The sequence below is a fragment of the Thermofilum uzonense genome, assembly GCF_000993805.1.
Taxonomy (GTDB): domain Archaea; phylum Thermoproteota; class Thermoprotei; order Thermofilales; family Thermofilaceae; genus Thermofilum; species Thermofilum uzonense.
Genome location: NZ_CP009961.1, coordinates 927,915 through 947,969, shown reverse-complemented (window position 1 = coordinate 947,969; position 20,055 = coordinate 927,915). Strand labels below are relative to the sequence as shown.

Genomic DNA, 20,055 nt, shown 5'->3' with positions numbered 1-20,055 from the left:
ATGATAAGGTTTGAAGAGGTAGAGTTTGTTTATCCCACGGGGGTAAGGGCCCTTCAAGGTATTTCCCTCGAGATAACGCAGGGTGAATTTATAGGCATAATAGGACACAGTGGCTCAGGGAAAACAACCCTAGCAAAGCTAGCGGCATCGCTACTTAAGCCCACGAAGGGGCGTGTCATAATAAATGGCGTGGATTCTAGAAAGCTTCCAGCATCTGAGGCTGCAAGGACGGTGGCATATGTGTTCCAGAACCCTGATATAATGATATTTTCTCATACCATAAAGGATGAAGTTGCTTTTGCCCTTAGAAATCTTGGATTCGCTGAAAGAGACATAGAACCGCGGGTTCGTGAAGCCCTAAGGACTGTCGACCTCGACAAACCTCTAAACACCCCTCCCCATACACTAAGCTTTGGACAGAAACACAGACTAGCAATAGCAAGTGTTCTCGTTATGGGGTCTCAAGCAATAATATTGGATGAGCCAACCACGGGCCTAGATTACGGTAGAAGCCTCATGCTTTTTGAAACCCTTAGGGTCTTGAACGCGATGGGGAAAACAATCATCGTTATAACTCATGATTTGGATCTGCTCGGGAGATATGCGAGTAGGATTATCGTCCTTGAGAAGGGAAAAATCATCCGAGATGGCGAAGCTCTCGAAGTGCTCACAGATACGGATTTTCTTGAGCAACACGGCTTTATGCTTACGCAGCTTCAAAGAATTGCCAAGGAGCTCGGCGTAAAAGAGCTTAACCCTGCAAAGCTAGCCGAAGTACTCCTTGAGCGGCGTTACCGCAAATAACTTGTCTTTAAGAGGGCTAGCTTTTATTGGGCTCTAATATCGACTCAAGCTGAGAGAAAATCTCCTCCTCGCTTCTACCAGTCTCCAATAACTGATATTCAGCGTATCCCTCCTTTTGCCCACTAACTCTTTGGGATACCAGCTCCACAGCCCTCTTAAAAGGATGCGTCACAACATTCATGTAAGCCCTGACTATCGCCGCCGCTGTCGCCTCCTGGATTACAACAGCTCCATCGACGAATTCCAGGAGAATCCTAACGTGTCTGTGACCCTTAGGGATAAAAGCTATTATTCTCCTCACATCTTCGTTTCTATATACTCGCACCATCTTCAAGCAATCACTCTCTTATATTTTTCAGAGATGAGTCTCCAGTCCTCAATGCTCAGCCTCCAACCCATAGCACCGACGTTTTCCTCAACGTGTCTTTTGTCCGCTGCCTTGGGAATTGGAACCACAGGGTTAAACATTATCAGCCAGTTGAGAGCCACTTGCACTGCGGTTTTCCCGTACTTTGACCCAATACTTGCAAGGAAAGAGTCCTTTGCCAGCTGGCCTTTCTCAAGGGGGGTATAAGCCAGGTAAAGCATGCCCTCGCGTTCAGCATAGGGAATAACAGTATTCTCGTCTCGCCTGTCGAGAAGGCTGAACTTGTTCTCTATCGCAGCGACATCATTCGTGCTCAGGCAGCTCCTAGCCTCCTCCAAGAGTTCTACGCTAAAGTTGCTCACACCGATAAACCTGGTGTACCCTCTTTTAACAGTCTCCTCGAGCCCCCTCATCGTCTCACAAAGCTTAACGTTCTCGGGAGGCCAGTGAATCAGGTATAAGTCCATGTATGTCCCAAGCCTCTTAACACTGCCTTGAGCGGCCTTTATAACATCATCACGGCTTGCATGCGTGTGCCACACCTTTGACACAATGAAAATCTTCTCGCGCTCGAACCCCTTTATAGCCTTACCCACGATTTCCTCTGAGTGTCCACCTCCATACATCTCAGCAGTGTCAATTAGAGTTGCACCCAGCTCCAGGCCATACCTCAAGGCGTCAACCCATGCATCATCCTGTGAGTTATCAGGGGTCCAGAATCCACCGCCAATACCCCAGGTACCCAGACCTAGCACGGGTAGCTCTGCCCCGATCTTTTTGAAAAACTTCTTATCGTTAACCCTGCGTTGCAGAATGATCACCGAGCGATATTCTCCTCAGACGTTATTATCTTTATTGCTTCCTCAATCCTACTTGAGCAGTGTTTTGAAAAGACTTTCACTTTTTTCAACATTCCCTTTTTATTCCTTCGCTTCCATCTTATAATCAGTGGGCGTCTAATGCCTGATGTTGTCGTACTGAACCCGAAGTCAAACGTTAGCATCGTCACACTGTGGACCAAGAAGGAGTTTGTCCTGGATCTTCTCAAAAGGCTAGAAGTAGACGCCAAAGTAAACATCGTAGGAACGCTCTACACGATGTACGGGATAAACCACTTGCTATATACACTCTCGAAGCATCCTGAAATAAACACTCTCGTGGTCTTCGGCGCAGATCTCTCTGGAAGCGGGAAAGCCTTGATAGAGCTGTTTCAGGGGTCAGTCCCTGAAGGACTCAGGCTAATGTGGCCCTTAGAGAAGCTCAAACCAATACTTGGAACAGTTAAGGTCATAGATTTACGAGAAGAATTCAGCAAGGGGGCTTACCAATCAATAGCACTGGTCATCAATCGGGAATTCGCTCCCGGGATCTACAGGGATATAGTTAACATTGAACTTGTAGAAGTACGGTCAACCTCGTGGCCTAGCCAAATATCCGGTTTACACATCGTCGAGGATAACCTTGTAAGAGCATGGGCTAAGCTTGTCGATGCCGTACTCACATGGGGATACCTAAAAGGCACCGAGTACGGGGAGATGCAGAAACAACTGCTTGGCTCTACGATTGTATTATACGCGGAAGAAGCCTTAAAGACTTCTCACAAACTACAGCGATATTTCTCTCGTGAAGAGCTCGAGAGACACGTGGAGGCACTCCTAGAAGGCGTTTCCGGTGCAAGCTACTCGTATGGTGACAGGCTTCGCAGGCACAGGGTTGCCGGGGATCAAATAGCCACCCTCGTCTCAAAGCTTGCCTCAAACCCCAGCACTAGGAGGGCAGTAGCCTTAACCTGGGATTTCGAAATAGACCCTAAGAGCAAAGACCCGCCATGCCTTATAATAGTGCAGGGTGACCTGTCGGGATACAGGTACAACCAGCTCGCTTATTTCCGAAGTCACGATGCCTACGCAGGCTGGCCAGTAAACACTTATGGTCTTCTACGCCTGATGGAAGAGATTTCGAGGCAGCTTTCAGATAAGACTGGGAATAATGTTCGCCCTGGTTTTTTAACAGTTATCAGTGGCTCCCTGCACCTCTATGAGCATGATTGGGCAAGGGTAAAGGAGCTGGTGGAGAACGAGAGGAAGAGTTTCACGGCTTTCGTACCAGACCCTAAGGGCAACTTCATAATACGGGTTGAGGACGGCCTAATACTACTAGAGCATAGGGATCAGACGGGCGCCCTTGTCACCTCCTTCCGTGGAAAGAGCGCCAAGGAGCTTTTAGAAAAGATCAACCTTGATGCTTTACTCCCCAGACATGCCGCGTACCTTGCAAGAGAGTTGTATCGCGCTGAAAACGCTTTAAGGGAGGGGGAAGAGTACATTCAGGACGCCGTCTAGGCTCTAGCTTGCGAGGATCTTTATCTTCCTTAATACTTCGCCGAAAGTTTCCAGTTCTTCCAGAGTGTTGTAAAGGTAGAAGCTAGCTCTAACCGTACCCATCGGGGCGCCAAGCCTTTTAACGAGGGGGAGCGCACAGTGATGACCGCTTCTTACAGCTATACCTTCACTGTCAAGTAGCTGAGCCACCTCATGCGGTGTCATGCCCTCTATGTTAAAGCTTAAAACACCTATCCTTTCCCTTGTCTCTTCAGGGCCATAGAGTTTGACACCTAACCCAGAGAGAATTTCCATGCCTTTCTCGAGAAGCCTTTTCTCATGAGCCTCAATATTCTCAAGCCCTATTTTTTCGAGATATTCTACGGCTACAGACAAGCCTAGTGCTCCGGCAACGTTTGGCGTCCCAGCTTCGAACTTGTGAGGCATGCTAAGCCACTCCGCCGTACACCTGTCTACCTCGCATCCCACAAGCGATATAGCTCCTCCCCCTGGAAAAGGCGGGTCAAGCCTCTCTCCCAACTCTCTCCTAATGAAAAGTCCACCTATTCCCATGGGACCAAGCATTTTATGCCCGGAAAAAGCTAGAAAGTCTGCCTTCATGGTGTTAACGTCAACCTTCATGTGCGGGACGCTTTGAGCCCCATCCACAAGGCAGAGTGCACCGTGCTTGTGAGCCTCCTCACAGATCTCGCGTACCGGGTTGACGACTCCTGTAACATTACTAGCATGCGTGACTGCGACGACGCGAGTTTTATCGCTCAACTTTCTATAGAAGTCATCCATGGATAGCCTACCGTTATCCGAGACCTCTACAACCCGTAGCTCGGCCTTGGCCAGTTTAGCAACGGTAACCCAGGGGAGAAGATTGCTGTGATGCTCCATCCTCGTGATCATGATTTCACTCCCTCTGTCGATAATACCCGAGACAAGCAGAGAGTAAGCTGCCATGTTAATGCTCTCCGTTGTATTCTTTGTAAATACTAGCTCGTCAGGCTTAGCCCCAAGGAAGGTCGCCACAATCTTTCTGGACGCCTCGTAGGTTTCAGTGGCGGATAGAGCGAGCTCGTGTACACTCCGTCCAATATTCGCATTCTGGTTCCTATAAAAGTTCTCTATAGCTTCAAGGACCTGTATGGGTCTCTGGCTTGTCGCCGCGTTGTCGAAGTAAATTAGGCTCTTGCCGTGTACCTTCCTGCTAAATATGGGGAAGTCCTTTCGTATCTCGTAAGGATTAATCAAGTGCACCCCTATGAAAAGAGAATGTTAAACAATATAAATAGTTCTAAACTTAAGTATGCAAGCCAGTCTCGAAAATCTTAATAGGGAGGGAGGTATGAGCGTTAATGGTGACCATGACTCGCCAATTTTGACGAAAACCTACGTTTCTCCACGTCAAATGAGAATCCTGATGGCAATTCAAGAGTCAGAGCTCGACGTCGACGAGCTTGCGTCGCGGCTTAACGTTAAGCGCGAAGACCTCATGCGGGACATAGAGGAGTTAAAGTCGAAAGGACTACTCGAGGTTGAGAGAGTAGAAGTACCCGTCTACGTGCTTACAAAAGAGGGAGAAAGGTGTCTAAAATCAGGCCTTCCCGAGGAAAACGTTCTCAGCCTTCTCTCCTCTCTAGGTTCTATAAGTAGGGAAGAGTTAACACGAAAGGGCGTCGAGAAGGGTTTTAAGCCTGAGGAAATAGAGATCGGCATAGCCCAGCTGGCAGCTGGGAAAGCGTTGATCGTGGAGTCTGGGCTTCTAAAGCTTGTAGAGCCTAACGCGCATGAGCTCGTCGAGAGGAATAAGAGCGCTTTGGAACTCATAGCTCGAGGACAGCTCCCTGAGCAACAACTCCTAAACACGTTGAGGAGGAGGGGCTTAGTCGAGCTCAGGAAAAGGACCAAGCTGAGGCTCAGAGCAACAGGGACACTTTCAATGCTATTAAGCAAAGGGCTCCTGGCGGAAGCTCCCGTCATCACCGAGCTTACTCCAGAGATACTGGAGAGTGATAGCTGGAGATACGCCGTCTTTAAGCCCTTCGACCTTAAAGCCGAGCCTCCAAGTATTCCGGCTGGGCGCAAACACCCATATCTCGAATTCCTAGACTGGCTTAGAGAGATACTTGTTGAAATGGGCTTCGAGGAGATGAAGGGGCCTCATGTCGAGCTAGAACTTTGGAACTTTGATGCCTTGTTCCAGGCTCAAGACCACCCGGCCCGCGAGATACACGACACGTACTTCGTGAAAGGTAACATGCTAGGCGAGATCCGCGACCTAGAACTCTTAAAGAGGATCGCAAGCGCCCACGAAAACGGGGGCGGGACAGGCTCTAAGGGTTGGGGCTACAAGTGGGATCCGCTCAGGGCTGCAAGGCTTATACTCCGGACGCAGACGACAGCCGTCTCGGCGAGAACCTTGTACCAGAGGGGGGCTGGCGAGTATATGTGTTTCTCGCTCGACAGAGTGTTCAGGCCTGAGAACCTCGATGCAAAGCACAGCATGGAGTTCTACCAGCTCGAAGGAATTATCGTTGGTAGAAAAGTGACCTTCCGAAACCTACTCGGATTCTTCAACGAGATGGCCAGAAGGTTGGGTCTAGGCGAGGTCAAGGTGAAGCCGGCCTATTTCCCCTTCACTGAGCCAAGCGTTGAAGGCTTTATAAAACACGAGAAGCTGGGCTGGATAGAGGTTTTTCCAGGGGGTATGTTTAGACCCGAGATGCTTGCAGCTCTAGGCGTAAAAGGGGTAAACGTTGCCGCCTGGGGTATAGGTATTGACAGGATAGCTATGACTGTTTTAGGAATCGATGATATACGCCTCCTCTTCACCCAGGATCTAGACTTTATTCGGCGGGCGCCTAGACCCCTCCCCACAAGCCTTCTGAGGTGAGTGTATGCCAGTAGTTGAGGTCAAACTTTGGGACCTGGAACGCTTAGTTGGTGTAAGCCTCTCAGAAAGCGAGCTGAGGAACATACTACCCCGCTTAAAATGCGAGGTCGAAGACATAGCGGGAGACACTATATCCTTTGAGGCTACCCATGACAGGCCAGACTTGTACTCCGCAGAGCTTCTCTCGATCTACGTGAAAGGACTCCTAGGGTTAGAGAAAGGGCTCCCTAAAGTGTCAATCAGCGACCATACTTACGAGGCCCATATTAACGGGCCATCTTACCGTCCCTATGCTTTCTTTGCAGTCGTGAAGGGTGTTAGTCTAGACGACGAAAGTATTCGGCAGCTTATGCAGCTTCAGGAGAAGATACACCTGACATACGGTAGAGACAGGCGAAAGGTCTCCATAGGGCTTTATGACCTAACTGGCGTCGAGTTTCCTGTAAAATATTCGTCTGTTAAACCAGATGCTGTTAAGTTCAAACCGCTCGGCTTCACTATAGAGATGACTCCAAGAGAGGTTCTAAAGACCCACCCCAAGGGTATAGCGTACAGGCACCTTCTAGAGGGCCAGGAGGAGGTTCCGCTTATAGTTGACGCGAGGGATCAAGTTGTTAGCTTCCCGCCAATCACAAATAGTGAGGACTATAGACTAACAGAGAACTCAAAGGACATACTCATCGATGTTACAAGCACGGACCCCGAGGCTGGGAAGCGTATCATCACTCTTGTCGCCTACGCTGTAGCCATGCGAGGAGGTACAATACATGCTGTGCGTAACATTTACCGGGAAGATCTAAGGACAACTCCTATTACGGAGCCTGAAAGGATAGTCTACGACACGGCTCTGAATCAGATGCTCCTCGGACTTGATATTGATATAGAAAATACGGTCGAGCTCCTTGCAAGAATGAGGATGAAAGCATCACCGCTTTCACCTACAACACTCTCGGTAGAATACCCATATTTCAGAGTAGACATCCTTCACCCCGTTGACATAGCAGAAGAGGTTGCAATGGCATATGGTTTCGATACAATCGAGCCGAGCTACATGCCTCCACTCCACCCTGGACGTGAGGATGGCTTGGAAGTTTTCTCGAGAGCTGTCAGGGAAGGGATGATAGGGATGGGTTTTGTGGAGGTAAACAATTACATCATGACTAGCAAGGCGCTGATGTTTGATAGGATGAACCTCCCGGCAGGAGATATAATAGAGGTCGAGAACCCTAAGCACGAAACATTCCACGCCCTACGTGTCTGGATTTCTCCACAGCTTCTCGCCACTCTCTCGGCAAGCAAGCACGCAGGATACCCTCAAAGGATATTCGAGGTGGGAGACGTGGTAATACCAGACCCTATGCGCGAAAATAAAGCTAGGGACGAGAGGCACCTTGCCTTTGCTATCGCAGGTAGGGGCGTTACACTCACCGACGGGATGGCAGTCCTGAAGACACTTGCTTCTCAATTCGGGGTAGAAGTGACTTACCAGCCCCTAGAACACCCAAGCCTCATTCAGGGAAGATCAGCGAAAATCTATTCAAAGCTCGGAGAGCTAGGGATTATCGGCGAGGTTCATCCAGCCGTGCTACAAAGCTTTGAATTAAAAGTTCCAGTAGTTATTTGCGAGTTAGACCTTTCACACCTCAAAAGGTGCTTTGAAGAGTGCAGAAAGGCCTCCTAATAGATTTCTGGGGAACGCTATTCTACCCAGTGGTTACAATAGAGGAATACCATAGGCTTCGCTCCCTAAAGGTTGCCGAAGCCCTGGCTAGCAACGGGTATGAATTCGATGTCGAAGATGTCTACCGGGCATACATTGAAGCCCGTCTCCTAGCCGATGAGATAAGGAACAACACGTTCCGCGAGGTGGATCTCCAGGGAGAGATAATAATATTCCTGAATAAATTAAACGTCAAGCCCAACCGTGAATTACTCAAATCGCTTAGCGAGGCATACATGTATCCATACCTGAACTCGATGACCATGGCACTGGGCGCACCGGAGCTACTCATTCATGCCAAGAGTCTCGGCTACAAGGTTATAATAGCATCCAACACTTTTAGTGGGGAGCATACTCTAAAACTTCTCAAGCACAAAGGGCTATCAACACTCTTTGATGCTTTCGCTTTTTCCGATGAGATAGCCTACAGGAAACCACATCCAAGGTTCTACTCCTGGATAGTTTACAACACCGGTATAATCCCAACAAAGAGTATCTTCGTCGGGGACGAAGAAGCCGATATCATAGGGGCGAAAAACTTGGGGATGAAGACGGTGGCATACACAGGTTTCCATGAGTACAATGGCCGGGAGAAACCGGACTATACGGTTAAGAATATGAGCGAGATAAAACTTCTCCTAGAAACTGTTTAGACATAGGAAACCCATTGAACTAAATTACTTTTAAATGGCTTGGAGTTAGACAATGCGGTGATGATGAAAATGAATAATTTGGTAAACAAACATGCTGGAGGAGCAGAGAGCATCGGCATCGTCAGGAAGCTCAAACTTGAGAATGAGGAATTCCTTACGAATGAAGAGGGCCTTCCCCTGAGTAATAAGGGAGATCTAATGATCTCAGCAGCATCTGCCGCCATGGTCAGCATTGCAAGAAAGCTCTCAGAAGTTCTCGGCGAAAGTTTAAGCTATATTGAGCTACACTTCGAGGATGGCGGAAGGCTTCTTCTAGTTCCCCAAAACAACGGGATAATAAAGGGCTACTACTTAAATAACAGAGGCGATTATCAAAAATTACATCTTGGGTCAGATGACAATCGAAACTGAAGAACTTCCTCACACTTTATTTTATATCCTAATTTCGTGAAATTATTAAAATATTATTAAAAAAGAATTTAAGGATGCACAAAATAACCGCTTCTGAGTCATAATGCCCGCTGAAGCCATAATAAGCATTACACCCGAAATAGCTCTCGATGAGGGATTCACGTACGCCGGCGGACTCGGTGTACTAGAGGGGGACAAGTTTTACGCAGCTTCACGTCTTGGATTAAACTATCACGTCCTCTCGCTCCTCTATCGTGGAGGCTACGTAGACTATGAGTTCGACGCTGACGGAAGCCCCAGGCCAGTCCCGCAAGGTCAACCCAAGAGCTTTCTCGATAAACTTCAACGATGCTGTGAGCTCGAAGTAACGCTTAAAGGTGAAAGAGTAGGCGTTTCCACATGGGTCTACACTAAAGGTAGTGCTAGAGTGGTATTCTTTGAGCCAGTGGAACCGGACTGGGCCAAGAGTATAGTTGATAGAGTCTTTATCGAGAGAGACCCAAAAGAAAAATTCCTGAAGTATGTTTTCCTCGCCCGTGCATCAGCGGAGTATATAAAAAATGTTGTTGGAGTTGAATACGTCAAGTATATCGACTTGCAAGAGGCATATACTGCACTGCTACCCCTCGTACTCAACCTTCCCGGATACTTCAGACTAATCATCCATACGCCCGGCTCATGGGGACACCCGTCATTTCCCAGAGAATACTTTGAGCAAGAATTTGGATACAAAATGATAGAGGACAAAGTTGTTCTGACAACCCTGGGGGCCATAATGTCTCGAGAGCTAATAATGGTTTCAGCAAAGCACTTTAATGTTATGAGGAGGGTAATACCTCACCTTATTGACAAGGCCAGATTCGTTACTAACGGTGTTGACATTGAGAGATGGATGCATCCGAGTATTCGTGACCATCTGTTGAACGGGGGTCTGAACAACGGTGTTCTAGCGGAGGCCAAGAAAAAAATTCGTGAAGAAGCTGTGCGTCTCGTCGGCTCGCGTAAGCACGTGAGTATAGACCCTGAAACCCCCATAGTCGTGTGGGCGAGACGTATCACCAAGTATAAACGCCCATACTTTGCCTTGAAGTTGATAGAGGAAGCGGACAGAGATGTCTTCTTCCTGCTTGGGGGTAAGGCTCACCCCGAGGACAAGGAAGGTCTCGGGTACATGAGAAAGTTTAAAGAGCTAGAAAAGAGTAGACCGAATGTAGTATACTTTCCCGACTACGATGTGCAGAAGGCCAGAACAATCCTTGCAGGCGGAGACATCCTACTATTCACCCCGTTCTCGGGATACGAGGCCAGTGGGACCAGCTTCATGAAGGCTGCACTAAACGCTACAGCATCGATAGCTTCACGCGACGGTGCTGCCATCGAACTGATAAAGGATGGGGTGAATGGATGGCTCTTCGGAAACGATATACGAGACCTTATAGACTTTGCCAGGGATCCCCGCGTCCCCGAGATTGATTCGCGTGAATACGAGGAGCTTAAAGTTAAGCTGGCGAAGGCCCTCGATCTCTTCAGGTCGGATCGCGAAGGGTTCCTGAATATTGGGCTAAATGCCGTCTTGACATTCACACCAAGAGTAGACATTACAAGGGTTCTGACTGAGTACTACCCGGACCTTGCACACTCAAACGCATAAATACTGTTTGGGACAATACTTTTCATTCAGGGTTTCAACATGACATTTATGACGGAGACAACTCCCTTTAACTTGTGGCTTCCCACTAGGATAATTTTTCGGCGGGGGGCAATTGAAACCATCGGGCAGCTCGCCTCTAAGCACGGAAGAAAAGCCCTCGTTATTACGGGGCGGACCTTCGCCCGTAAATACGGCTATGACGCGAAGATTAGACAAATACTTGAAGATTCAGGCTTAACGTGTAGCTTTTTCAGCGATGTTGAACCGAACCCTACTTACACGACTATTAGAAAAGCCATGGAAGTAGCGAGTAAGGTTCAGCCAGACGTGATAGTAGCATTTGGGGGTGGCAGTGTGATTGATGCTGCTAAAGCCTTAAACGTGGTCTACACACTCGGAGGCAGCATAGAGGATTATGTGTATCCAAAAACGGTCGATGAAAGGCTTACTCCATTGATAGCAATTCCTACGACTCACGGTACGGGTAGCGAGGTGACTAAGTACTCTGTTCTTGTGGATGAGACTAACAAGATGAAAATAGCAGTTTCCGGTGATGGCATATATCCAGACTACGCAGTTCTCGACCCTCTGGTTCTAAATTATCTCCCACGTGATCAGTCCGCGAGTACAGGTCTTGACGCTCTGAGCCACGCCATTGAAGCTTATTTTAGCCGCAGGAGCAATCCATACTCCGACCTTCTCGCCTTGGAGGCAGCAGGAATAATATTCAGGTATCTGCCCTGTGCCGTGACTGGTCTTTTTGAGTGCAGAGAGAAGGTATTCTATGCTAGCATGTTAGCAGGGATAGCGATTAACTATAGTGGCACGAACCTGGGTCATGGTCTAGGCTATGCGCTCACAGTCGAGCTCGGTCTACCTCACGGGCTTGCAAACGCGATGATTCTACCCGGAGCAGCCCGATTCTATGAAGGAATACTCCCAGCAAAAAGTGAAACGTTCTATCTCAAAACGGGGGTTGCTAGACCGCCCGGCGGTTTAGAAGAGGCAATACAGAGACTAAAGGCGAGTGTTGGAGCACCTCTGAAGCTTCGGGATCTGGGAGTTACGCGGGAGCAGCTAGAACACTATGTCAAAGAAGGGCTTCGCTATCAGAGAAACCTAGCGAACGCGCCTTTGGATGTAAGTGAAAGCATTGTTCGTAGTATTTTTGAGGCCGTGTACTAGGCTGCCACCAGCTGTGCTATTTTTCTTGCAAGTTCAACCGGGACCTGCTCACGGTTAGATATTGTTAGCTCGACAACCTCTACGTCAGGTCTGCTTAGGATCATCCTGCCAAATGTAGACTCACGTGCTCTAAAATGGATGGATGCCAGTACAGGCTTTGGAGAATCTAGTGCCGCTGTCACCGCCTCCCGGAAAGCTTCACTAAACAATTCCATTGGTCCAATTTCATCAATTATCACCACTTTTGCCTCCCTGAGAGCTCTCCTAATCGCAGTAACACCAATCTCCTCGAGGTCCTGAAGGTTTACCCAATATTTTCCCACCCTTGGCCCCTTGTTTAGGTTTACGTCGGCAAGTTTTCCTTTTCTACCACTTATCAGGTCAATGATTTGGAAGCCCTGCCTTATACCACCCTCCCTAACCTCTAGCGTTAACATACCCCCGACTACGACGTTTCTGCTCAAGAGGATTTCAGCGGCGCGCCTTAGACAAGTAGTCTTCCCTATGCCGGGTCTACCTGTGATTAGAAAGTTCTTATTCATGTCCTTCATCCTTCAAGTCTGTTTTTGATTTCCTTGAGAAACGTGTCTATTGTCTCAACTTTGTGTTCGAACAGCATACCAAGCGATATCGGCGTTATTGCGATCTTGCCGTCCTCGAGCACCGCGTAGACGTCTGTGTCTTTCTCGACCTCGACGGGCTGTCCGTATAGCCAGTAATAGGGTCTTCCCTGGGGGTCTCTCCTCTTCACGACGGCCGTAGAGAACCTTCTCCTTGCCGGACGCGCAACGACTACTTCACTCGTGATAACAGGTGGGAAATTTACGTTCAAGGCGTCCACTCCTTCTGGGAAACCAGTTTTGAGAAGGCTTTCCAGTATTATCCGTGAGGTTCTCGTTATAAACTTTCTGTACTCAGGTTCTTCCAACTCCTCAGGGGAGTCCACGGATGCGCTAAAAGCCACTCCAGGTATCCCTTCTATGGAGGCTTGTAGGACAGCCCCCAGGGTACCCGATGAGAGGATGACTTGGACGCTCAAGTTATCTCCTATGTTTACTCCTGAGACCACCAAGTCAGGCTTACCCGTCACAACGTTCATGGCTATGTAGATAACGTCGCTGGGAGTTCCACTTACCAGATAAATGTGCTCCTGATCAACCTTTAACTTGTTCACGCGTACTGGTTTGTGGAGGGTTAGACCGAGTCCCGTGGCGGATTTGGGAGTCTCGGGCACAACGGTGAAGACCTGTCCCAGGTCTTTAACTGCTTCGCGTAGAATCGCTAGGCCGGGTGAGAAGGGACCGTCATCGTTTGTTAATAGAATTTTGAGAGCCATTCGCATACCCTTAACAATTTGGGTTTTTCATCTGTTTAAGTTTTTATCCCTGAGAATCTTCAACAGAGGGATTTCCTCAAACTTTTTTATGGGGATGAGGTCCCAGTAAATACCTTCGGGCTTCTTTAATTTTCTAGTAGTGTAAATCTTCTTTTCAGGGGTATACAAAGCGTCAAGTGGGACGTCGTGTTTAAGCATGGGAATAGCCTCAACGAACTGCAGGTCATGTACAGTCGTAACCACTGGTGTCTCATCGACTATTACGCCTATTGTCTTGAGAATGGCAAATTCCAGGTCGCTAAACCCTCCTCCCTTACCAACTCTGCCGCCATCCCGGCTTACAGCCACGCTACCCGTAACCTTCAAATCTATAACTGGTAGGTCTAGAGTGACAAGTCTCCCATACTTAAACGCGCCTTTGATTGTTGCCGCTTCATGAAATACTTTTTCCTCTATTTTGCGCGGGTCAAGCACGATAAACCCCTCGCGTAGACGTGGTGTAGCCATTACCAGTATTTTACCGCTCCTAAGTACAGCTTCTCGTACATGCCTTTGAGGTGAATCCGGGCTGCAGAAGACAACCTCCGCTTCTTGGAAAAGTTTATCTTCAACGAGTCTCTTTGCAGCCCGATCAGCTCCCTTAAAATTAGGTATACGTCCCTCTATTGGAAAAGGGGGTAAGGCTACCTTTTCGCGTATCATCCTCTCCCATATCTGCCTCCTTATCTCGCTTTTTATCTTGGAAACGTCGTTGGAAGCAGTCAACCCTTAACCCCTATTTTCGAAGCGAGATGAGTATTTCATGGTTACTGCCCTTGTTGTTTAAGCCTGTGACGTGAAGGGTTGGGGAACCATTCTCTAATCGAAACTTAACGTCTGAGACAAATCGAAACTCTTTCTCGATGGTTTCAATCACCTGATTAATTTCCAGGGGTTCAAAGCCTAGGATCTTCATGGATGACTTGAGGGCTACATTGAGCACGCTTAGAAGTTCCCCTTTTCTCACTCCCTTGAACCTCCTGTCACGGAGTTCCCGGTAGACAGCTATAATGTCTTGCATTCCCTTCTTCTCAAGATAGCCGAGCATCTCGCCGTCCGAAAGGATAACAAGCGAGTCCTCGACTGCTAACAGACGACAAGCACTTCGAAGGGACTTAAACGCATAGTTTAGTGATAGGCTGAACCGTCCATTGAAATAGTTCTCGAGACACAGTCCGAGACAAGCCGTGGAATGTCTCCGTAGATAAGATTTTGTACGCTCCGTAATTGGTGGAGTTTTCGCTAACTCCCTAGTTGCTTCTTCATCAGCGTAGAGTATCCTTCCTCCTCTAATAATCTCGTGAGCTATGAACTCGCCCTCCTCTCTTAACCTTTTCAACTCGTCTATCGTTAGGAAGAGCACTGATACGTCAGGGCCAAGCCTGTCAGTAAGAGAGGCCATAGTCTCAATGGAGGGTTTTTTGCGTAGGAGTACTGCTATGTTAATGTCGCTTAGAGGGGAATGGTCTGCTGGGACTGTGGATGACCCGTACAACACTACTCCCTTTACATCTTCTCCAAGCATTTCGGTGATGATTGGTACCAGGGGCTCCACTAGACTCATCATCTATACTATAGGGCTTGTTAAAAAGTCTAGCATCCTGAAGCCTAACCTCAACTAACCTTAATAACAGCTCATGCTATTCCATCTTGGCTTATGAGGGACTGCGTGTTCTGCGCTATAGCTAGGGGAGAAGAGGAGGCCTTCATAATATACAAGGATGATCTGCTCATAGCTTTCCTAGATAAATTTCCTGTAAGTGTAGGGCATGTACTTATAGCTCCCATTAAACACTTCACAAACATATTTGATATGCCAGAGGATATAATCGGGGAGGCCTTTATACTAGCAAAGCGAGTTGCAGAGGCTCAGTCGCGGGGTCTGGGTGCTCAAGGCGTTAAGATACTCATGAATAACAACCGTGAAGCTGGGCAGGAGATAATGCACGCTCATATACACGTGATACCCTACGGGGTTCCGCGTAGAGGCAGGCTTCAGCTGAGCCGAGATGAGGGTGAAGAGGTTGCAAGGATTTTACGGGAAGCGCTCGTCTGAAGAGGTTTGCGTGTTATATTCTGGAGGTAAGGACAGCACATATGCTCTTCACTGGGCTGTCTTGAAAATGTTCAACGTCTCATGCCTGGTATCTATTAAACCACGGTCACAGGAGTCAATGATGTTTCATGTTCCATATGTTGAGCTTACAAGGTTACAGGCTCAGGCGCTGGAGATACCTCTGGTATACTACGAGCAGGGATATGAGAGCGACGAGGAAGCTCTGAGAAAGGCTCTCGAAATAGCATTGAGGGAGTATGGTTGCTCAGGTGTTGTCACGGGAGCCTTGAGATCAGATTACCAGAGGATGCGCGTGGCTGAGAGTGCTCATATGTATGGGTTGAACTTATACAATCCGTTGTGGTGGCGCAGCCAAGAAAGATACATGTTTCGACTTGTGGATATGGGATTTCATTTTATAATCACATCTATAACAGTAAAGGGGCTTGACCCACAACTTCTAGGTAAAGAATTGAGTCGTGAAGATATAACCAGTATAATCAATAGCTCAAAGATACATGGTTTTAACCCTGCCTTTGAGGGTGGCGAGGCAGAGACCCTGGTCCTCGATGCCCCCCTCTTCAAGAAAAGGTTAAGAGTGAGGGGTGAAGCCTTGAGAACGGGAGAGTATAGCTGGTATTTCAGGATAAGTGACGCGCGACTTGAAGAAAAGTCTCATGAAGAGGGTATTTCTGACGTTACTAAAATGGGAAACTCTATATACGAATAGGTTTCTCGATTAATCCGTGGTAAAGGTCGTTATAGAACCCTACAACATAACGGTGGAGGTGGCTAAGGGGGTTAGGGCTTATGACGTTTTGAGAACGACGGGAATACCCTTTAGAACAGAGTGTGGCGGAAGGGGTTTGTGCGGTAAGTGTAGAGTTGTAATAAAGTCTGGAGAGGTATCACAGCTCTCTTCAACGGAGAAACGCCTACTCAGCGTGGAAGAGATCAAAGCTGGATATCGTTTAGCTTGTCAGGTGGTTCTCCAAGGTGATGTTCGGCTCTTTGTTCCACCTGAAACAAGGAGCAAGGGGATAGAAGCGGCAATACAGGGCTTGACTCGCGATGTGTTGTTTAGCCCGCTCGCTAAGAAGATCTATTTACGGGTTGAGCCTCCAAGTCTTGAAAAGCCCCACCCAGATGTTAACTCCCTACTTAAGGCTCTGGGCTCCAGTGAGCTTACTGTTGAGTTCAATGTGTTGAAAGAGCTTTCAGCTAGGCTTAGAAGGTCTAACTGGGCCGTTACAGTAACTTTGTGGCGTGGGAATAAAGTAATAGGTCTTGAAGAAGGTGACACCTCCCGTGAAAACCTGGGTATAGCGGTTGATATTGGAACAACAAAGATAGTTCTACACCTCGTAGACCTTGCAAATAAAAAAACGTTGGCAATGTTATCCACCGAAAATCCACAGATAGTATATGGAGACGATATAATCTCGAGAATCCACGCGGCCGTTCTCGACGCAAAAAACCTGGAAGATATGAAACACCTCGTTGTTCGAGCCGTGAATAACCTAGTTAGAGTTGCTCTTGTCACGGCGGGTATAGAGAAAGAACATTTGACGTCAGCCGTCATAGTCGGCAATACAGTTATGCACCACGTCTTCCTCGGCCTCGACGTTAGCGGTTTAGGGGCGTCACCCTACGTACCAGTTACGAGTGATCCATTAGAGTTACCAGGATACCAGTTAGGTCTTGAGAGCGTTGCGTATGTCTATTTTCCACCGATAATCGCAGGCTACGTGGGAGGGGATGCCCTAGCTGATATAATAGCAACCGGAATGCATCTTAAGAACAGACCTATACTCTTAATCGACATCGGCACCAACACGGAAATTATACTGAATACAGGCGAAAAGCTTCTCGCATGCTCAACTCCTTCCGGGCCCGCATTCGAAGGTGGGCACATAAAACATGGCATGAAGGCAGTTCCAGGAGCCATAAGGAGGGTAGTAATAAGAGACTCCGAGAACGTTGAGTACGAGGTTATTGGAGGCGAGAAACCTCTAGGAGTAGCGGGTTCAGCCCTTATAGATGTGGTTGCCGGCCTCCTGGAGAACGGCTTGTTATCATGGCGGGGCCTCTTCAACAAAGGTATTCATAGCTCTAGGCTCCTAAACCTTCCCAACAGTAATGGCTATGAATTTGTCATTGTAAGAGCTGAGGATAGTGCTACGGGCAGGGATATAACTATATCTGAGAAGGATATAGCGGAGATAAGACTTGCAAAAGCTGCCATATACAGTGGTATTATGGTTCTTCTTGAAAGAGCGCATCTCGACCCTAAGGATATAGAAGAAGTCTTAATAGCAGGATCATTCGGGTATAATCTCGACATAGGGAACGCTGTAAGGATAGGACTCCTACCAAATTTTGATCTTTCAAAGGTAAGGCTTACCGGTAACACGGCTATAGAAGGAGCTAAACTCATGCTTATATCCGAACAGGCTGTCCAGGAGGCCGAGAAGGTAGCTCGCGAGACCGAATATATCGAGCTTACAGTGGCTCAGGAATTCAAGAAAATTTTCCCTAGGGCATTGACTTTTCCGCGAGAGAGTAATGAAGGCTGATAATTGGAGATAAAAAATTACTCTCATGCATTAAATAAATATCTTAAAATACTCTCTAGAATGGATAGCAGAACTAGGCTGATTCCCTTGTCTATGGAGAATAACCTCTTGAAGGCTATAGTTGAGCTCGATGAGGAGCGAGCCTTGGAAATTGCGAGGAAAGAGTTGGAGAACTCAAAGTCACCTTTCAAGATGCTTGAGGTTCTGCGTAAGGCTGCTGACATTATAGGAGAAAAATACTCCAAGGGAGAATTTTTTGTAGCAGATCTCGTTATGGCTGGTGAGATACTCAAGGAGATAAGCGAGATGATCAGGCCTCTTCTCCAATCAGAGCCAAGACATGAATACGTCGGACGCCTAATTATAGGTACTGTTCAGGGGGACATCCATGACATCGGGAAGAATATAGTTGTAAGTATGGCGGAGGCTGCCGGCTTTGAAGTTATTGATCTCGGGGTCGACGTTCCACCTGAGAAGTTCGTTGAGGCGATTAAGACGTATAAGCCTGACATTGTCGGTCTCTCGGGTCTGCTAACCCTTTCTATAGAGTCAATGAAGCGAACCGTTGATGTCATAAAAAACACTGGTCTTCGTGATCAAGTGAAGATAATAATAGGTGGTGGAAGAGTAGACGAGTCAGCATGCAAATACGTTGGGGCTGATGCTTGGACAACCGACGCGGGGCGAGGGATAAAGATTATGCTAGAATGGGTGAAGGAAAAGAAGAGGTGAAGAGGAACATGGCGTCTCTGGAGCCCCAAGAGACTTTAAAGCTCAGGAGAGAGAGGTTGGAGAGAGCCTTCACTGGTGGCACACCTGACAGGGTTCCCTACACCTTTCTTCCCGCAATGGATCTACAAGCCAAATATGCAGGTATCACGGTAGCTGAGTATTGCTTTAACTGGGATTCATGGGTGAAAACCGCCGTTAAATGGGGAAGAGACTTTAACGTGGAGGGAGTGGATCTTCTACCGTTTTTTCCTCCGGGTTTAGAAGGAATGATTTTCGCCGTTGCATGGGCTGACTATCCGGAGTGGATAGCCACACGCTTCATTACCGGACAGTTCCATGATGCTCTACGCGACAAATGGACAAGGTGGCCGGGCAGGGAGCTTCCTCCGGATTTTCATCCCCAGTTTATCGGGGGAACATTCATGGAGCCCGGGGAGTACAGGAAGCTCATAGAAGACCCTCTGGAGTTTATCACTAGTACCCTACTTCCGCGCGCTGTAGAAGCGCTGAGAAAACCTTATTCTCCTGAGGCGGCTGCAGCATTAATGAAACTGGGGGCTGAGACAAAGAACTTTAACGCTACAATGACCCGTATAGGAGTTGAATCATTCCAAATGGGGTTCCCTACGTTCTATATGGGATATGGTTATGCACCGTTGGATCTTATAGGGGATTTTATGAGAATGCCAACCGGAGTAATGCTTGACCTAAGGAGGCATCCAGAGGAAGTATTACAGGCGACAGAAGTATTAACTCCCCTAATTAAAAAGGCAATAAAAAACTCTACGATACCTCAAGAGCTCTCCGAAAAATTGTTTGGTACACGGGTGGTGCTGGTTTTCTGGCCACTGCACTTGGACGAAATGTTGCCTCCTAAGCTCTTTGAGGAATTCTATTGGCCAAGCCTGAAGGAGACAATAATTTATGCCATTGAGCTAGGCTACACGCCCTGGGTTTTCTTCGAAGGCGACTTCACTCCTTTCCTACATTACATTTTAGAGCTCCCCAAGGGCAGGGTCTTCGCATACTTCGAGAAAGCAGACCTCAGAAAAGCCCGAGAAATCCTAGGGGATCACGTAAACATTGGAGGAGGTATACCCGTATCGATACTTATGCATGGCTCCAGGGAAAAAGTCTTCGAGGAGTCTTGTAACCTTCTCAATGATATAAAGGAGCCCGGAGGATTCGTCTTTTATGGCTCAGGTGTTTCCCCGGGTGCTGCCACAAGGATAGAGAACCTCTGGGCACAGGTAGAGGCAGTAAAAAAGTGTGGCTACTACTAACTTTATCTTTCAGAAAAGT

The 20,055-nt window shown here is 47.8% G+C and carries 20 protein-coding genes; 13 read left to right on the top strand and 7 right to left on the bottom strand.

The window, feature by feature from the left end:
* Positions 1–804, top strand: a complete 804-nt coding sequence (locus MA03_RS04790) for an energy-coupling factor ABC transporter ATP-binding protein (RefSeq protein ID WP_052884908.1) — start codon at positions 1–3, stop codon at positions 802–804.
* Between the two features lie 16 nt (positions 805–820).
* Here MA03_RS04790 and MA03_RS04785 read toward each other — a convergent pair whose 3' ends face one another.
* Entirely contained in the window at positions 821–1,132 is a 312-nt protein-coding gene (locus MA03_RS04785) for a hypothetical protein (protein ID WP_052884180.1), read from the bottom strand.
* A 2-nt stretch (positions 1,133–1,134) separates the two neighbouring features.
* Positions 1,135–1,992, bottom strand: a complete 858-nt coding sequence (locus MA03_RS04780) for an aldo/keto reductase (RefSeq protein WP_236944845.1) — start codon at positions 1,990–1,992, stop codon at positions 1,135–1,137.
* A gap of 138 nt (positions 1,993–2,130) precedes the next feature.
* On the opposite strand from MA03_RS04780, the gene MA03_RS04775 reads away from it, so the two are divergent.
* Complete coding sequence (locus MA03_RS04775) at positions 2,131–3,513, top strand: thymidylate synthase (RefSeq protein WP_052884179.1); 1,383 nt, start codon at positions 2,131–2,133, stop codon at positions 3,511–3,513.
* A 3-nt stretch (positions 3,514–3,516) separates the two neighbouring features.
* On the opposite strand, the gene MA03_RS04770 is transcribed toward MA03_RS04775, so the two are convergent.
* Positions 3,517–4,758, bottom strand: coding sequence for an aminotransferase class V-fold PLP-dependent enzyme (locus tag MA03_RS04770; protein ID WP_191118417.1), 1,242 nt, complete (start codon positions 4,756–4,758; stop codon positions 3,517–3,519).
* An 88-nt stretch (positions 4,759–4,846) separates the two neighbouring features.
* Here MA03_RS04770 and pheS point away from each other — a divergent pair, with 88 nt between their 5' ends.
* From pheS to MA03_RS04740, 6 genes are all read left to right on the top strand, one after another.
* Entirely contained in the window at positions 4,847–6,394 is a 1,548-nt protein-coding gene (gene pheS, locus MA03_RS04765; RefSeq protein ID WP_052884905.1) for a phenylalanine--tRNA ligase subunit alpha, read from the top strand.
* Positions 6,395–6,398: 4 nt separating this feature from the next.
* Complete coding sequence (pheT, locus tag MA03_RS04760; protein WP_052884178.1) at positions 6,399–8,075, top strand: phenylalanine--tRNA ligase subunit beta; 1,677 nt, start codon at positions 6,399–6,401, stop codon at positions 8,073–8,075.
* On the top strand, positions 8,057–8,767 hold the full coding sequence (locus MA03_RS04755) for an HAD family hydrolase (RefSeq protein ID WP_052884177.1): 711 nt from the start codon (positions 8,057–8,059) through the stop codon (positions 8,765–8,767). The genes pheT and MA03_RS04755 overlap by 19 nt, the downstream gene beginning before the upstream one ends.
* A 60-nt stretch (positions 8,768–8,827) precedes the next feature.
* A complete protein-coding gene (locus MA03_RS04750) occupies positions 8,828–9,178 on the top strand; it encodes a hypothetical protein (protein WP_052884176.1) in 351 nt (116 codons plus the stop codon).
* A gap of 103 nt (positions 9,179–9,281) precedes the next feature.
* A complete protein-coding gene (locus MA03_RS04745) occupies positions 9,282–10,829 on the top strand; it encodes a glycogen/starch/alpha-glucan phosphorylase (RefSeq protein ID WP_052884175.1) in 1,548 nt (515 codons plus the stop codon).
* 48 nt (positions 10,830–10,877) lie between these two features.
* Entirely contained in the window at positions 10,878–12,014 is a 1,137-nt protein-coding gene (locus MA03_RS04740; protein WP_052884174.1) for an iron-containing alcohol dehydrogenase, read from the top strand.
* Here the strand turns inward: MA03_RS04740 and MA03_RS04735 are convergent.
* From MA03_RS04735 to MA03_RS04720, 4 genes are read right to left on the bottom strand one after another with little or no spacing between them, the layout of a single operon-like run.
* Positions 12,011–12,556 (bottom strand): NTPase, encoded by a 546-nt coding sequence (locus MA03_RS04735; protein WP_052884904.1) that lies wholly within the window; start codon positions 12,554–12,556, stop codon positions 12,011–12,013. The genes MA03_RS04740 and MA03_RS04735 overlap by 4 nt on opposite strands.
* Before the next feature lie 5 nt (positions 12,557–12,561).
* Complete coding sequence (surE, locus tag MA03_RS04730) at positions 12,562–13,350, bottom strand: 5'/3'-nucleotidase SurE (RefSeq protein ID WP_052884173.1); 789 nt, start codon at positions 13,348–13,350, stop codon at positions 12,562–12,564.
* 27 nt (positions 13,351–13,377) lie between these two features.
* Positions 13,378–14,115, bottom strand: coding sequence for a 5-formyltetrahydrofolate cyclo-ligase (locus MA03_RS04725; RefSeq protein WP_236944844.1), 738 nt, complete (start codon positions 14,113–14,115; stop codon positions 13,378–13,380).
* A 10-nt stretch (positions 14,116–14,125) separates the two neighbouring features.
* Positions 14,126–14,956 carry a nucleotidyltransferase domain-containing protein gene (locus tag MA03_RS04720; RefSeq protein WP_219731622.1) on the bottom strand — a complete coding sequence of 277 codons (831 nt, stop codon included), beginning with the start codon at positions 14,954–14,956 and terminating at the stop codon, positions 14,126–14,128.
* Positions 14,957–15,046: 90 nt separating this feature from the next.
* Between MA03_RS04720 and MA03_RS04715 the strand changes: the two genes are divergently transcribed.
* From MA03_RS04715 to MA03_RS04695, 5 genes are read left to right on the top strand one after another with little or no spacing between them, the layout of a single operon-like run.
* Positions 15,047–15,445 carry an HIT family protein gene (locus MA03_RS04715; protein ID WP_052884171.1) on the top strand — a complete coding sequence of 133 codons (399 nt, stop codon included), beginning with the start codon at positions 15,047–15,049 and terminating at the stop codon, positions 15,443–15,445.
* Positions 15,399–16,175: a diphthine--ammonia ligase gene (locus MA03_RS04710; protein ID WP_052884170.1), complete on the top strand. Its 777-nt coding sequence runs from the start codon at positions 15,399–15,401 to the stop codon at positions 16,173–16,175. Before MA03_RS04715 ends, MA03_RS04710 begins: the two co-directional genes overlap by 47 nt.
* Positions 16,176–16,191: 16 nt before the next feature.
* A complete protein-coding gene (locus MA03_RS04705; protein WP_052884169.1) occupies positions 16,192–18,021 on the top strand; it encodes an ASKHA domain-containing protein in 1,830 nt (609 codons plus the stop codon).
* Between the two features lie 60 nt (positions 18,022–18,081).
* Positions 18,082–18,753 (top strand): cobalamin B12-binding domain-containing protein, encoded by a 672-nt coding sequence (locus MA03_RS04700; protein WP_236944843.1) that lies wholly within the window; start codon positions 18,082–18,084, stop codon positions 18,751–18,753.
* 8 nt (positions 18,754–18,761) lie between these two features.
* Positions 18,762–20,036 carry a uroporphyrinogen decarboxylase family protein gene (locus MA03_RS04695; RefSeq protein WP_191118415.1) on the top strand — a complete coding sequence of 425 codons (1,275 nt, stop codon included), beginning with the start codon at positions 18,762–18,764 and terminating at the stop codon, positions 20,034–20,036.
* Positions 20,037–20,055: the final 19 nt, after the last annotated feature.